The organism is Prevotella heparinolytica (assembly GCF_002998535.1).
GTDB classification, from domain to species: Bacteria; Bacteroidota; Bacteroidia; order Bacteroidales; family Bacteroidaceae; genus Bacteroides; species Bacteroides heparinolyticus.
In genome coordinates this window covers 700,387-715,255 of the sequence record NZ_CP027234.1, presented here as the reverse complement: position 1 = coordinate 715,255, position 14,869 = coordinate 700,387, and the positions used below count along the sequence as shown (strand labels likewise).

11 protein-coding genes are annotated in these 14,869 nt (G+C 47.1%); 5 read left to right on the top strand and 6 right to left on the bottom strand.

Annotated elements, in window-relative coordinates; all coding sequences use genetic code 11:
* Positions 1-42: 42 nt before the first annotated feature.
* The 6 genes from sufB to C3V43_RS02890 all read right to left on the bottom strand — a co-directional run bounded on the left by sufB (position 43) and on the right by C3V43_RS02890 (position 8,972).
* Positions 43-1,551 (bottom strand): Fe-S cluster assembly protein SufB, encoded by a 1,509-nt coding sequence (gene sufB / locus C3V43_RS02915; RefSeq protein ID WP_106068525.1) that lies wholly within the window; start codon positions 1,549-1,551, stop codon positions 43-45.
* Positions 1,529-2,065, bottom strand: coding sequence for a CvpA family protein (locus C3V43_RS02910; protein ID WP_106068524.1), 537 nt, complete (start codon positions 2,063-2,065; stop codon positions 1,529-1,531). Before C3V43_RS02910 ends, sufB begins: the two co-directional genes overlap by 23 nt.
* Positions 2,066-2,477: 412 nt before the next feature.
* Positions 2,478-5,492, bottom strand: coding sequence for a translation initiation factor IF-2 (infB, locus tag C3V43_RS02905; RefSeq protein ID WP_106068523.1), 3,015 nt, complete (start codon positions 5,490-5,492; stop codon positions 2,478-2,480).
* A 72-nt stretch (positions 5,493-5,564) separates the two neighbouring features.
* Positions 5,565-6,824: a transcription termination factor NusA gene (nusA, locus tag C3V43_RS02900; protein ID WP_106068522.1), complete on the bottom strand. Its 1,260-nt coding sequence runs from the start codon at positions 6,822-6,824 to the stop codon at positions 5,565-5,567.
* 4 nt (positions 6,825-6,828) lie between these two features.
* Positions 6,829-7,296, bottom strand: a complete 468-nt coding sequence (gene rimP, locus C3V43_RS02895) for a ribosome assembly cofactor RimP (protein ID WP_106068521.1) — start codon at positions 7,294-7,296, stop codon at positions 6,829-6,831.
* A gap of 512 nt (positions 7,297-7,808) precedes the next feature.
* Complete coding sequence (locus tag C3V43_RS02890) at positions 7,809-8,972, bottom strand: IS4 family transposase (protein WP_106070429.1); 1,164 nt, start codon at positions 8,970-8,972, stop codon at positions 7,809-7,811.
* Between the two features lie 372 nt (positions 8,973-9,344).
* On the opposite strand from C3V43_RS02890, the gene C3V43_RS02880 reads away from it, so the two are divergent.
* The 5 genes from C3V43_RS02880 (at position 9,345) to C3V43_RS02860 (ending at position 14,854) form a co-directional block, all read left to right on the top strand.
* Entirely contained in the window at positions 9,345-9,563 is a 219-nt protein-coding gene (locus C3V43_RS02880) for a hypothetical protein (RefSeq protein WP_106068519.1), read from the top strand.
* Between the two features lie 18 nt (positions 9,564-9,581).
* Positions 9,582-9,779: a hypothetical protein gene (locus C3V43_RS02875; RefSeq protein ID WP_106068518.1), complete on the top strand. Its 198-nt coding sequence runs from the start codon at positions 9,582-9,584 to the stop codon at positions 9,777-9,779.
* 762 nt (positions 9,780-10,541) lie between these two features.
* A complete protein-coding gene (locus C3V43_RS02870) occupies positions 10,542-11,909 on the top strand; it encodes a sigma-54-dependent transcriptional regulator (RefSeq protein WP_106070428.1) in 1,368 nt (455 codons plus the stop codon).
* A gap of 25 nt (positions 11,910-11,934) precedes the next feature.
* Positions 11,935-13,296 carry an ATP-binding protein gene (locus C3V43_RS02865; RefSeq protein WP_106068517.1) on the top strand — a complete coding sequence of 454 codons (1,362 nt, stop codon included), beginning with the start codon at positions 11,935-11,937 and terminating at the stop codon, positions 13,294-13,296.
* Between the two features lie 94 nt (positions 13,297-13,390).
* Positions 13,391-14,854: a potassium/proton antiporter gene (locus tag C3V43_RS02860; protein ID WP_106068516.1), complete on the top strand. Its 1,464-nt coding sequence runs from the start codon at positions 13,391-13,393 to the stop codon at positions 14,852-14,854.
* The last annotated feature ends 15 nt before the right edge of the window (positions 14,855-14,869 follow it).

Below are 14,869 nucleotides of genomic sequence, written 5' to 3'. Positions count from 1 at the left end.
CTTTGACTTATTTACAAATTTCTGCCTTACTGTTCCAGTTGGTCATCCCACGCTTCCTTCCAGCGAGATGGCCAGCAGTTTCTGCGCCTCTACGGCAAACTCCATCGGAAGCTTGTTCAGCACCTCCTTGGCATAGCCGTTCACAATCAGGCCCACCGCATCCTCCGTAGAGATGCCGCGCTGGTTGCAATAGAAAATCTGGTCTTCGCTGATTTTGCTGGTTGTGGCTTCATGCTCCACAATGGCTGTTTCGTTGTGGATGTCCATGTAGGGGAAAGTATGCGCTCCGCATTTGTCGCCAAGCAGCAAAGAGTCGCACTGGCTATAGTTGCGGGCATTGTCCGCTTTGGCAGCGACACGCACCAGTCCGCGGTAAGAGTTCTCACTCTTTCCGGCAGAGATGCCTTTGCTGACAATGGTGCTGCGGGTGTTCTTGCCCAGATGTATCATCTTGGTTCCCGTGTCTGCCTGCTGATGGTTGTTGGTCACTGCCACGCTGTAGAACTCTGCCGTAGAATTATCGCCGGAGAGGATGCACGAGGGGTACTTCCAGGTAATGGCGGAGCCGGTCTCCACCTGTGTCCACGACAGTTTGCTGTCCGCGCCCTTGCAATGGCCGCGCTTGGTCACGAAGTTGTAAACGCCGCCCTTGCCGTCGGCATCACCCGGATACCAGTTTTGCACCGTGCTGTACTTCACCTCCGCACGGTCGTGCACCACAATCTCCACGATGGCGGCATGCAACTGGTTCTCATCGCGCATCGGGGCCGTGCAGCCTTCGAGATAGGATACATACGAATCATCGTCGGCCACAATGAGCGTCCTTTCAAACTGGCCTGTATTGCGGGCATTGATGCGGAAGTAGGTGGACAGCTCCATGGGGCAGCGCACTCCCTTGGGGATGTAGACGAAAGAGCCGTCGGAAAACACGGCCGAGTTGAGTGCGGCAAAGAAGTTGTCGCGATAAGGCACAACAGAGCCCAGATACTTCTGCACCAGGTCGGGATGTTCGCGCACGGCTTCGCTGAAAGAGCAGAATATGATGCCTTTTTCCATCAACGTCTCCTTGAAAGTGGTCTTTACGGACACCGAGTCCATCACGGCATCTACCGCCATACCGCTCAATGCCATTTGTTCTTCCAGGGGAATGCCCAATTTATTGAAGGTCTTCACCAGCTCCGGATCCACCTCGTCCATGCTTTTCGGTCCTTCCTTTTTCTTGGTAGGATCGGCATAGTAAGAGATGGATTGGTAGTCTATTTCCGGAATACGTAGATGCGCCCATGTGGGCATTTCCAACGTCAGCCAGTGCCGATACGCCTCCAGGCGGAACTTCAGCAGCCATTCCGGTTCATTTTTCTTTGCAGAGATAAGCTTCACTATCTCTTCGTTCAGGCCGCACTCGATGATGTCCGTGTGCACATCGGTGGTGAAGCCGTACTTGTATTTTTCTTCCGCAATCTTCCGGACGTACTCGTTCGAGGGTTTCTTCTCAGCATCCTTTCTCGCCTCGTCCGCAGCGGCTGTCTTATTCTTGTTGTTCAGATTCATCTGTCGCATGATTGTTCAATATATATTGTTCGGTGACATGCTTCGCCATGGGAAAAAATATCCCGCCGAAAGACTTTACCGGATAATATAACACTGATTCTTCCTTTTTTGTTTTGCTTATCAACCGGTTATCTTCATCCACAAACTCAATCACTCCAACCAGCAGGCTGACGAGCAAAAGGTATTTGAGTGCCCCCAATCCGCTTCCCAGCAAGCGGTTCAGCCATCCCAGCGATATGGCCTCCAGCGCCTTGGTAAGCAAAGAGGCTACCAAAGTAAAGCCCAATGGCACGGCTATCCAGATGATGAGAAAAGCCAGTATCTGTGCAACTGTCATGGAATCTGTCACTGCGGGACAAAGTCTCCCGGCCAGCCCCGCATACAAGGCCTTTGCCGCCAACAGGCCGACAATCAGCCCCAGGATAGAGGCCAGCTGCCTGATAAACCCTTTCATGAAGCCGATGACGGTACCCGCTCCGAAGGCTGCGATTATGAGAATATCTATCATTGTCATCTTTATTCAAGCTGAATTTTCTATATATCTATATATAATAAGGTGTAAAACGAGATACGTATGTCATCACCCATGAGATACGTATGTCATCACCTGCGAGATACGCATGTCGTCACCTGCGAGATACGCATGTCGTCACCTGCGAGATACGCATGTCGTCACCTGTGAGATACGCATGTCGTCACCTGTGAGATACGCATGTCGTCACCTGTGAGATACGCATGTCGTCACCTGTGAGATACGCATGTCGTCTCTATAGAGAGACAGGCAGCACCTCTATAGAGAGGCAAGCAACGTCTCTATAGAGAGACGACCGCCCCCTCTATAGGGGCGCTTCAAGGCATACGAAAATGTGCCAACCGGCCGCGTATAACGTTCCGCGGGGCAGTTGGCACATCGTCCTTATCGATTATTATAGGGTCTGCTTTACTTCCACTTCTTCGTAAGACTCGATGACGTCGTCCACCTTGATGTCGTTGCAGCCCGTCAGGCTGATGCCGCATTCAAAGTTTGTGCCCACTTCCTTCACGTCGTCCTTGAAACGCTTCAACGCGTTGATGGAACCGGTGAAGATGACGATGCCGTCGCGAATCAAACGGGCCTTGTCGGTGCGTTTCACCTTTCCGCTCTTCACCATGGCACCGGCCACGAGCCCCACCTTCGTGATGTTGAACACTTCGCGAACTTCGATAGTGGCAGTCACCTGCTCTTTCAGAGTCGGTGCCAACATGCCTTCCATGGCAGACTTCACTTCCTCGATGGCGTCGTAGATGACCGAGTACTTGCGGATGTCGACGCCTTCCTGCTCTGCCAGTTTTGCAGCAACACCCGAAGGACGTACCTGGAAACCGACGATGATAGCATCCGAAGCAGCAGCCAAAGAGACATCCGATTCGGAAATCTGTCCCACTCCCTTATGGATAACGTTGACTTGCACCTGATCAGTGGAAAGTTTGATCAACGAATCACTCAATGCTTCTACTGAACCGTCCACATCACCTTTGACAATCACGTTCAGTTCGTGGAAATCACCCAATGCCAGACGGCGACCGACTTCGTCGAGCGTCAACATCTTCTGTGTACGCAAGCCCTGTTCGCGCTGCAATTGTTCGCGCTTATTGGCAATTTCACGAGCTTCTTGCTCCGTTTCTATTACGTGGAATGTATCACCGGCAGCAGGCGCGCCATTCAGGCCCAGTATCAATGCAGGCTCGGAAGGACCTGCCTGCTTGATGCGCTGGTTGCGTTCGTTGAACATTGCCTTTACCTTACCGTAACTGGTACCGGCCAATACAATATCTCCCATCTTCAACGTGCCGTTAGAGACCAATACCGTAGCCACATAACCACGGCCTTTGTCCAACGAAGATTCTATGATGGAACCGGTGGCGCGACGGTCGGGATTGGCCTTCAGCTCAAGCAGTTCGGCCTCGAGCAAAACTTTTTCCATCAGTTCGGCCACGCCCAATCCTTTCTTGGCAGAGATGTCCTGCGACTGATATTTGCCGCCCCACTCTTCCACCAGGAAGTTCATGTTTGCCAGCTCTTCCTTAATCTTGTCGGGATTGGCAGTCGGCTTGTCAATCTTGTTGATTGCAAAAACGATGGGCACACCGGCAGCCGTGGCATGGTTGATGGCTTCCTTGGTCTGAGGCATCACGCTGTCGTCCGCGGCCACAATGATGATGGCGATGTCCGTCACCTTGGCTCCGCGAGCACGCATGGCGGTAAAGGCTTCGTGCCCCGGTGTGTCGAGGAACGTAATCTTACGCCCATCTTCCAACGATACGTGATAAGCACCGATGTGCTGCGTAATGCCACCGGCCTCACCGGCAATAACGTTCGCCTTACGTATGTAGTCGAGCAACGAAGTCTTGCCGTGGTCTACGTGCCCCATCACCGTTACGATCGGGGCACGAGGCCGAAGGTCTTCTTCCCTGTCTTCTTCTTCCACAATAGCCTGAGCCACCTCTGCGCTGACATATTCGGTCTTGAAGCCAAACTCCTCTGCCACCAGATTGATGGTTTCGGCATCCAAACGCTGATTGATAGACACCATTATACCGATGCTCATACAAGTGGCAATGACTTGCGTAACGGAAACATCCATCATGTTCGCCAACTCGTTGGCCGTCACAAATTCCGTAAGTTTCAGCACTTTGCTTTCTGCCATTTCCATGTCTTCCAGCTCTTGCATACGGTTGGACAACATGTCACGTTTTTCCTTGCGATATTTGGCCCCCTTGTTCTTGCCTTTGGAAGTCAGACGAGCCAAAGTTTCTTTTACCTGCTTAGCTACATCTTCTTCATTCACTTCTTGTTTTACAAGAGGCTTCTTGAAGCGGTCTTTATTGCGATTGCGGTTACCGCCGGCTTGTTGGTTTCCGCCGGGAGCGCCACCATAGGCATTTTTGGAACGATCGTTACCACCACGTTGGAAATTGGAAGCATTATTAATGTCCACCTTCTCTTTATTGATGCGGACGCGTTTCTTCTTGCCATTGACATCAACACCGGAGTCGCCCAACTTGCTATCCTCTCGTCGGATTTCCTTGATAATAGCTTCTTTGATCTGCTTTTTCTGGTCCTGACGGGTCTTTTCCTTTTCTTCCCGCTCCTTACGCTTCTCTTCCTTCGACTTCTTTTTCGGACGTGTAGATTGGTTCAGAGCGGCCAAGTCTATTTGTCCTATGACATTTATCTTCGAAACAAACTCTGGCTGGTGTATCTTAAAGATTTTATCTTCTGCCGGTTCTTCTTTTGCTTCCGGCTCTTCAGTGGCCGATACAGAAGAAGTTTCTACTCTTTTTTCCTCTTTAGACTCCAATTCCACCTGCGCAGCAATTTCCGGTTCTTTCTCTACAATCGGCGCCGCTTGTATTTCGGACGTAGCATTCGCTTCGGACTGAGATATAGGTTCCGGCTCGGGCTTTGCCTCCTCGCGCTCTTCCAAAACCGGACGGAAAGTTTCTACAGCTACCGGAGCAGTCTCTTCCACCTTCTTTTCCTCTATCACCTTTTCAGTTTCTTCCCTTTCTTTCTCCTTTTCCGGAGCAGTAACAGACCACTGACCCGGTTTGTCCAAATCTATCTTGCCAACAGGTTTAAACTTCGGGCGTACGTCTTCGGGGATAACGGTTTTTATCTCTTCAGGCTTTGCCTTCTCCTGCGCATTCTCCTCATAGCCATCAATGGCCACAGATGCCTTGTTCCGATCCTTGCTTTGACGCTCCTGACTGAAACGCTCCGATTTTATTTTAAGATCCTTATCCGTACTGAACTCCTTCTTAAGCAAATCAAACTGCTCGTCGGTAATTTTCGTGTTGGGGTTCGCCTCAACGGTAAATCCCTTCTTTTGCAGGAACTCGACAGCTGTCGTAATTCCTACATTCAAATCTCTTGTTACTTTGTTTAACCTTATCGTCATACTTAATTTTTCATGAATAATGGAGAAAGAAGAAGTTATCGCTAACCACTAATCGCTAATCGCTTACACTACTCACCCTTCTTCAAACTCCTGTTTCAAAATGCGCAATACCTCGTCCACCGTTTCTTCTTCGAGATCCGTCTTTTCAATCAACATCTCGCGGGGAGCATTCAACACAGCCTTTGCCGTATCAATACCGATAGCCTTGATGGAATCGATTACCCAACCATCTATCTCATCACGGAATTCATCCAGATAGATATCCTCATCTTCTACCGTTTCATCCAACTCGCGGAACACATCGATGGTGTACTCAGTCAACATACTGGCCAGTTTGATGTTCAAACCACCTTTACCGATAGCCAGCGACACCTCCTCCGGTTTCAAGAACACTTCTGCCTTATGTTCTTCTTCGTTCAAACGGATAGAAGAAATTTTGGCAGGGCTGAGAGCACGCTGTATAAACAACTGAATATTCGACGTATAGTTGATAACGTCAATATTCTCATTGCGAAGTTCGCGGACAATGCCATGAATACGGCTACCTTTCACACCCACACAGGCACCTACCGGGTCAATGCGATCATCGTAACTCTCAACGGCAATTTTGGCACGCTCACCGGGTATGCGGGCTATTTTCTTGATGGTAATCAGTCCGTCATTGATTTCGGGCACTTCCATCTCGAACAGACGTTGCAGGAACACAGGTGATGTACGGCTCAGAATAATCTTCGGATTATTATTCTTATTATCCACACGTGCCACTACGGCGCGCGCCGTCTCGCCCTTACGATAGAAATCGCTCGGAATCTGTTCGGTCTTGGGCAGCAACAACTCATTTCCTTCGTCGTCAAGCAGCAGCATCTCTTTCTTCCATATCTGATAAACTTCCGCATTGACAATGGTGCCCACCTTATCTATATATTTATTATAGAGGCTGTCCTTCTCCAATTCCAGAATCTTGGATGCCAATGTCTGACGCAGATTCAAGATGGCACGACGGCCAAAATTGGCAAAAATCACCTCGTCTGTCACTTCCTCGCCCACTTCATAGGAAGCATCGATTTTCTGTGCCTCGCTCAAGGATATTTGCAGGTTCGGATCTTCTACATCACCGTCTGCAACAACTTCACGATTACGCCATATCTCAAAATCCCCCTTGTCAGGGTTCACGATTACGTCGTAATTCTCATCGGTGCCAAACATCTTCGCAATCACACTGCGGAACGACTCTTCAAGCACACTCACCATTGTAGTGCGGTCAATGTTCTTCAGTTCCTTAAATTCCGAAAACGTATCTATCAAGCTGACAGTTTCTTCTTTTTTGGCCATAGTCTTATTTAAAACTGATTAAGTATTTAGTATATTTTATCTCCTCATACGTAAAATTCAGATCCTCGTCCACCATCTTAGGACGTTTAGCTCCTTCTTCTTTCACTTTCTTGCTGATGGTTACTACAAAGTGTTGTTCGTCCGCTTCCTTCAGCACACCACTGAGCTTACGGCCGTCCTTTGTCAACACTTCCACTTCGCAGCCCACATGATTGATGTATTGCTGCAATACCTTAAAAGGCTGCCCGATACCGGCCGAACCTACTTCCAGTTCATAGTCTTCCTCTTCGCGATTCAACCGAGACTCGATGTAGCGGCTCAGCTCCACACAATCCTCAATCCACACACCTTCCTTGTGGTCTATTTCCACCAGAATCTTGCCATCCGGGCCGATGGTTGCTTCCACCAGAAAATACTCTTTCCCTTCCAGCCACTCGTCTACAATCTGACAAATCGTTTTCTTTTCTATCATAAATTAACCTATAAGAACGAAAAAGAGGAGCTTGACTGCCCCTCCACCTTTCATCCGTTTCCGTTTGCAAAGATACAAATAATCTCTTCGACTACAAAATATTAGAAAAAAAAAGAATGATTTAACAAAAAAAGTGGACGAACAACCATATCACACCATAAAGAAGAGCCATCGTTCAGTATAAATATTCCGCACACACCTCATTTGTAACCGATAGAAATTCAAAGTTTTACACAGGTACAAGCATCGCCTTATATCTATAACAAGCGTAGGTTTATGCACATAAAAGCATAAATCGAGGAGATACCTAAACAACCAAACGTAACCTTAGGGCTTACCTTGACTTACCCAACCGCCTCATAATAAAGTGAATTATTCCGAATAGAACCACATTATACTACACAAAAAAATCCCGGTAACCTATTAGATTACCGAGATTTACCTTTTCTTATTTAAGAGATAATTACTTCACTTCTCATTAGTGTCCCGTTAAAATGGGACGAGTTAAACAATTAATCAAATAGCCCCGGAATCAGGGGTTCATTTAGATCTTTGACATCATTGAAATTAGTCTTGTCGAACAGGTCACGCAAGTGGGTTTTGTCAGTCAATGATATGCTGAGAATCTGCAAAACTTCATAGGTTGAGCGTTTCAACTTCATATCATGTTGGACAATAGCCACAAGACAGTATGTGATAATAGCCACACTGATTTGTATGCGAACAGCGTTCTCTGTTGTGCCCCAGAATTTCTTTATCTTGAGATGCTGCTTGAGCCATTTGAAGAACAGCTCGATCAACCATCTTTTCTTATAAAGATTGGCGACATCCAGTGCAGAAAGTTGTTTCGCATTCGTCAAAAAAGTGAACTCACGGTCATCTTCTTCATCGTGATATCGGACGAGTCTGAATGACTCAGGATATTTCTTCTCGGAGAGATATCCGGTCAGTTTCACTTCCGCATTTGTCATTATGTGCTTTGGTATTCTTCGCTTCCATTTGACTGTCTTATACTTTAAGTTCGTCTTGGCTCTGACAACAAAGAAAGAGTCTGTAAGATGTATCCTATAGAGTTCTTTAAAGGAGTCATAAGCCCTGTCGAATATATAATAAGCATTTGGCTCATAATGGATTGAAGACATTGCTGTAGAATCGTGCTTTGATGCAGTGGTTACAGTATAGAAGGCAGGAACTTGTGCTTCAATGTCGTATAAGACATGAGCTTTCACTCCTCCTTTCTTGCTTCGGAACTTTGCCCATGGGAATGTTGCAAGACATAACGGAATCGTTGTTGAATCAAACGCATATTTCTTTCCGGAAATGTCAAGGATGTTGGTCGTCCGCTTCTCGCAGGCTTCTTTCATCATATAGAATGCAAATTCTTCAAAAATTCTGTAATCACGGTTCTGGTTGGCTGTCGCAAGAGTTGTCTTGGCTATCGGTTCACGACCTAACCCAAGATGATATTGCTTGGCCCTATGCGCCTCGAAAGAAACGATTAAGTCTCGCAGGCTCTCACGGTTACTCAGTTGTCCAAACATCATCGCGAGCATCTGATTCCAGCAAGTGAAATGTTTCACATATCGGTTGCCATCATACTTGCGAACATAGTTGTTGAACTGAGTCCTGTTCAGAAAAGCGGTTAATTGAGAGAATACGTATTTGTCTTGGAACATAGCAGCCATTTGTATTAGACTGCAAAGTTGCAAAATCAAGTCCGTTTCATTTCAAAAAACGTGTAATTGACTATATTTCAATAATTTCAAAGAACTATTTATCCACTTTTACGGGACAGTAGTGATTCAGTAATTTTAATGATTGATACTGAATATGTAACGTGATTGAAAGAAAATGGAATACAAGTCAAAATATGGCACGGTTTTTGTTGATATATAAATAACGGAAGTTTCTGAACTTTTGTTTCAAATTTGGCTCATCTACTACGCCAACAAGTCCGTGAGGATATGTAGACAGGCTTTTATAGACTTCTTCCCCTGTAACCTGAAGATAAGAGATATTTTTCTTTATAGTAAACCAAAAGAGCAATTATGACATCTTTAGATTTAAGAAACATTGCTTCTGCTGGCGGAAACCTTGTTGTTAATGCGGATAAGTTCACTGCGTTGGATTTAAAAAACATTGCTTCAAGTGGAGTTGGCACTAAGTGCAAACTCACCATTAAAAAAGCAGGAAAACTTACTGGATTAGACTGTAGAAATATTGCATCTGCTAATCCGGGAAATGTGACATTTGATTTTAGTGAATAAATCCCAAACCTATTGGGAATGGGATGTATTCAAGTGTATAACGGCAACTTGAAACATGTTGCCACTAAAGACAGAAAGGAGGATATTATGGCGAAAAAAGTCACTTCAGCTAAAGTTGCCAGTCAAGCATCAAAAGCCTTGCAAGATGGACGTTCAAGTACCAGAACAAAAAGCCTTGCAGGTAGTGCTTTGTCTCAGCGTGAAAAGAAGAAATAATAATGTTTCTTTGTAGAGCAAGCCCTGACAGAGTTGCCGCTTTGTCAGGGTTAAATTTATGCCATAATGTCATTCCTTTCTGTAAAACAGCGCAAATATAATAACTTCTATTATACAAACAAAGCATATCATGGTTGGTTCGGGGATTTCCCGACTCCAGCCTTTCTAAGATTTTCCAGTGTAGATATGTATATCAGTACCTTTAAAATATATCTTTAAATTCTCCGAAGGACCCTCCGGAGGATTAAATATTATTAATATATATTATATATACCATCATGCAAATTGCCTGGCAAATTGCATGGTGTTTTTTTTGACAAATCGTCCGGTTCATCCGCCGGAGTCGTTTGGGGATTGTTCGTTTGCATCCATTTTCCGCTTGTACAAGCAGAAGGCAACACTTGTACAAGTGAAGGTCGACGCTTGTACAACTGAGAGGCAACGCTTGTACAAGTGTAAATCACTCATACTCAATAGGAGATACAATGAAACAGAAAAGCGATGAAGAGTTTGCATAAATTTAGAGGGTTAAGGCATCGTTCAACTCCGTGCCCCGTTTCCATTAGCGGGCACGAAGTCCGGCAAACCGGAGCACCATTGTCGGGCCACCGAAAAAGAGCAATCCGAATCACCGAGATATGAAAACAATTCACTATCTTTGTGGGAGTAAATGGCATCGCCTTATGAAAGGTGACAGACGTAGGATAAACGGATAACTTGCCGATAAAAACGAAGCCATGAACAGAAGAGATTATACTTATGATGAAAAAAAACGGAAATATTCTGATTGTCGACGATAACCAGGGCGTGCTTGCCGCCTTGCAACTTTTGCTGAAACCCTATTTTGAAGAGATTACCGCTCTTGCTTCGCCCGTCACCCTGCCGGGCGCGCTGCGCGAAAAGAAGTGGCAGGTCGTACTGCTTGACATGAACTTTGCTTCGGGCATCAATAGCGGCAATGAAGGTCTGTACTGGCTGCACGAGATAAAAAAACTGTACCCTTCCCTGCCGGTGGTTCTCTTCACGGCTTATGCCGACATCGATCTTGCCGTGAGAGGCATCAAGGAAGGTGCGGCCGACTTCATCGTGAAACCTTGGGATAACCGGAAGCTGATAGAGACATTGTTAAAAGCCGCTTCTGCTGCGGAACAGAAATCTTCCTCTTCATCAAACGGGAAACGCACGAAGGAAAGCAACGGATTTACATCGGCAGACGACCGTAGCATGTATTGGGGCAACAGCAGCGCCATGCAGCATCTGCGCCTTTTGGTGGAAAAAGTGGCTTCCACCGACGCCAACATCCTAATCACGGGCGAAAACGGCACGGGCAAGGAAATGCTGGCCCGCGAAATACATTCTCTTTCCGCACGCAACCGGCAAGAGATGGTAAGCGTGGATATGGGTGCAATCACCGAGAGCCTTTTTGAAAGTGAATTGTTCGGCCACGTGAAAGGTTCTTTCACCGATGCGCATGCCGACCGCCCCGGCAAGTTCGAGGCAGCCGGGCATAGTACTCTTTTCCTCGATGAGATAGGCAACCTGCCCTACCATCTGCAAGCCAAACTGCTTACTGCCATCCAGCGCCGCAGCATCGTCCGAGTGGGCAGCAACACCCCCATTCCCATAGATATCCGCCTTATATGCGCCACCAACCGCAATCTGCCCGACATGGTGGCAAAAGGAGAGTTTCGTGAAGATTTGCTATACCGCATCAATACGATACACCTCGAAATACCGTCGTTGCGCAAACGTCCCGAAGACATCATTCCGCTTGCCGAGCTCTTTATCCTCCGTTTTTGCAAGCAATATGACAAGCCACCCGTCGAACTGACGGACAGCGCTTGCGAAAAGCTGAAGCTCCACCCTTGGTACGGCAACATCCGCGAGTTGGAACACGTCATCGAGAAAGCCGTTATCATCTGCGACAATGCGTATCTTCCGGCCGAACTGTTCCAATTGACCCGATGGGTCGAGAAACCGGATGCCGCAGCGTCCACGCTCGAAGAAATGGAAATGCAGATGATACGAAAGACCCTCGACAAATGCAACGGAAACCTCTCGGCCGTGGCAACGCAACTGGGCATTACACGTCAGACGCTTTACAACAAAATGAAAAAGCACGGACTTTGAGTTAGAAATGATTTGCCACGCATGTATGAAATATAGAGATCCAAGACAATATTATTCGTTCCGCGTTGCCGTCAGCATATCAACGGCGCTCCTTGCAGGCATAATGTGGGCGTTTGTCTTCATTGACGCTCCGCCTCCGAAAGGATTGCACACCGCCTTGTTGTGGGCTGTGCTGTTCAGCGCGCTTCTTCCCGTAGCCATCTATTGGCAACGCAAGCTATATCGTCGTCATGTGCGGAAAGTGCTTTTCATGCTTGATGCCATCGAAAACAACGATAATGCCATTCATTTCTCCGAAAAAGAGGCATTGGCAGACACGCAGCTCATAAACCACGCCTTGAACCGGGTGGCACGCATGCTCTATAACGTAAAAAGCGAAACTGTTCAACAGGAAAAATACTATGAGCTGATTCTTGACTGTGTAAATACCGGTATTCTGGTTTTAAACGACAATGGCGCCGTATACCAAAAGAACAATGAAGCCCTGCGCTTGTTGGGTCTCAGCATATTTACCCATATCAGCCAACTGAACCGCATAGACCCGCGACTGTGCTCCATCCTGACGAACAGCCGTCCGGGAGAAAAATTACAGGTGGCTTTTACTAATGAACGGGGCACTGTGAACATATCCATCCGCGTCAGCGATATCACCGTGCGCAACGAACACCTGCGCATCCTTGCCCTCAACGACATCAACAACGAGCTGGACGAAAAGGAAATAGACTCATGGAGCAGACTCACCCGTGTGTTGACGCACGAAATAATGAATGCCGTCACCCCGATAACCTCATTGAGCGACACCCTGCTGGAACTGGCCGAAGAGCAAGCCTCGCACGAAGAAATCAGGAACGGCCTGCAAACCATCAGCAGTACGGGAAAAGGATTGTTGTCCTTTGTGGAGTCATACCGGAAATTCACGCGCATTCCTACTCCCGAACCCTCTTTGTTCTACCTCAAGAGCTTCATCGAGCGCATGGTTGGGCTTTCCCGCCACCAGCACCCTGACGCCCGGGTGAGTTTTCGTACGCACATTGCGCCGGACGACCTCATTCTGTATGCCGACGAAAATCTTATATCGCAAGTGGTCATCAACTTGCTGAAAAACGCCATACAAGCCATCGGGTCGGACACCGATACCGACAAAGAGGGACGCATCGATATCCGTGCCTACTGTAACGAGGCGGAGGAGATACTGATAGAAATATCCAACAATGGCCCTGCCATTCCCGAAGCCATTGCCGAACATGTTTTCATTCCGTTTTTCACGACCAAAGAGGGAGGAAACGGCATAGGCTTGAGCATTTCCCGGCAAATCATGCGGCTATCGGGAGGCAACCTGTCATTGCTGCCCGGCAAAGAGACCACTTTTGTGCTAAAGTTCAACTGAACCATTTTCAGAAGATATGTGTTTGGCACATTGCACGTTCCTTTGTTTTATGTATTGAATTTATCATAACTTTAAACCATGTAATAGCTCAATTATGTTGTTCACAGCAGGAAACATTCTACTTGTAGGCTCTATTTTACTTTTTGTCAGCATCATCGTCGGCAAAACCGGCTATCGTTTCGGCGTTCCCGCATTATTGCTTTTTCTCATTGTGGGCATGCTGTTTGGCAGTGACGGATTAGGTTTGCAATTTCACAATGCCGAAGAAGCACAATTCATAGGTATGGTTGCCCTCAGCATCATCCTGTTTTCCGGCGGCATGGATACTAAATTCTCCGATATAAAACCGATACTCACTCCCGGCATCGCCTTGTCCACCGTGGGAGTATTGCTTACGGCCTTATTCACCGGACTTTTCATCTGGTGGCTGTCGGGCATGGACTGGAGCAACATTCAATTTCCGCTTATCACCTCCCTTTTGCTTGCATCCACAATGTCATCTACCGATTCGGCTTCCGTATTTGCCATTCTGCGTTCGCAGAAGATGAATCTGAAACATAATCTGCGTCCGATGCTGGAGTTGGAAAGCGGCAGCAACGACCCGATGGCTTATATGCTTACCATTGTCCTGATTCAGCTTACCACCTCCTCCGAAATCGGTGTTTCCCAGGTTTTAGGCTCGTTTGCCATACAATTCATTGTCGGTGCTGCCACCGGCTACTTCCTCGGAAAACTGGCCATCTTAATGCTGAACCGGCTGAACATCGACAATCAGGCACTCTATCCTATCTTGTTGCTTTCTTTCGTATTCTTTATATTCTCCATTACCGACCTGTTGAAAGGAAACGGCTATTTGGCTGTTTATATAGCCGGAATGATGGTAGGTAACAACAAAATCATGTACCGGAAAGAAATCTATACGGTAATGGATGGGTTGACATGGCTTGTACAAATCATCATGTTCCTTTGCCTCGGTTTGCTTGTCAATCCCCATGAGATGTTGGAGGTTGCTGCCGTTGCATTGCTCATCGGCATATTCATGATTTTTATCGGGCGCCCGTTGAGTGTTTTCTTGTGCCTGTTGCCTTTCGGCAAGAAAATAACTTTCAAATCACGCCTGTTTGTTTCGTGGGTAGGACTGCGCGGTGCGGTTCCCATCATCTTTGCCACCTACCCCGTGGTGGCCGAAGTGCCCGGCGCAGATATCATCTTTAACATCGTATTCTTCATAACAATAGTTTCTTTGGTCATTCAAGGCACCACAGTTTCCCGCGCGGCCCGCATATTGGGACTCTCTACTCCATTGGAAAAAACCGGAAATGAGTTCGGAATAGAATTGCCAGAGGAGATAGGCTCCAGCTTGCACGACATGACGATTACACAAGAAATTCTTGACAAAGCCGACACGCTGAAAGACATGAATTTGCCTAAAGGAACATTGGTGATGATTGTAAAACGCGACAATGAGTACCTCATCCCTAACGGCACCCTGAAACTGCACCTCGGCGACAAGCTGCTGCTGATTTCGGAAAATGCGGAGAGAGAGGCTCTCATTTGATTTATCCAGCTAAAA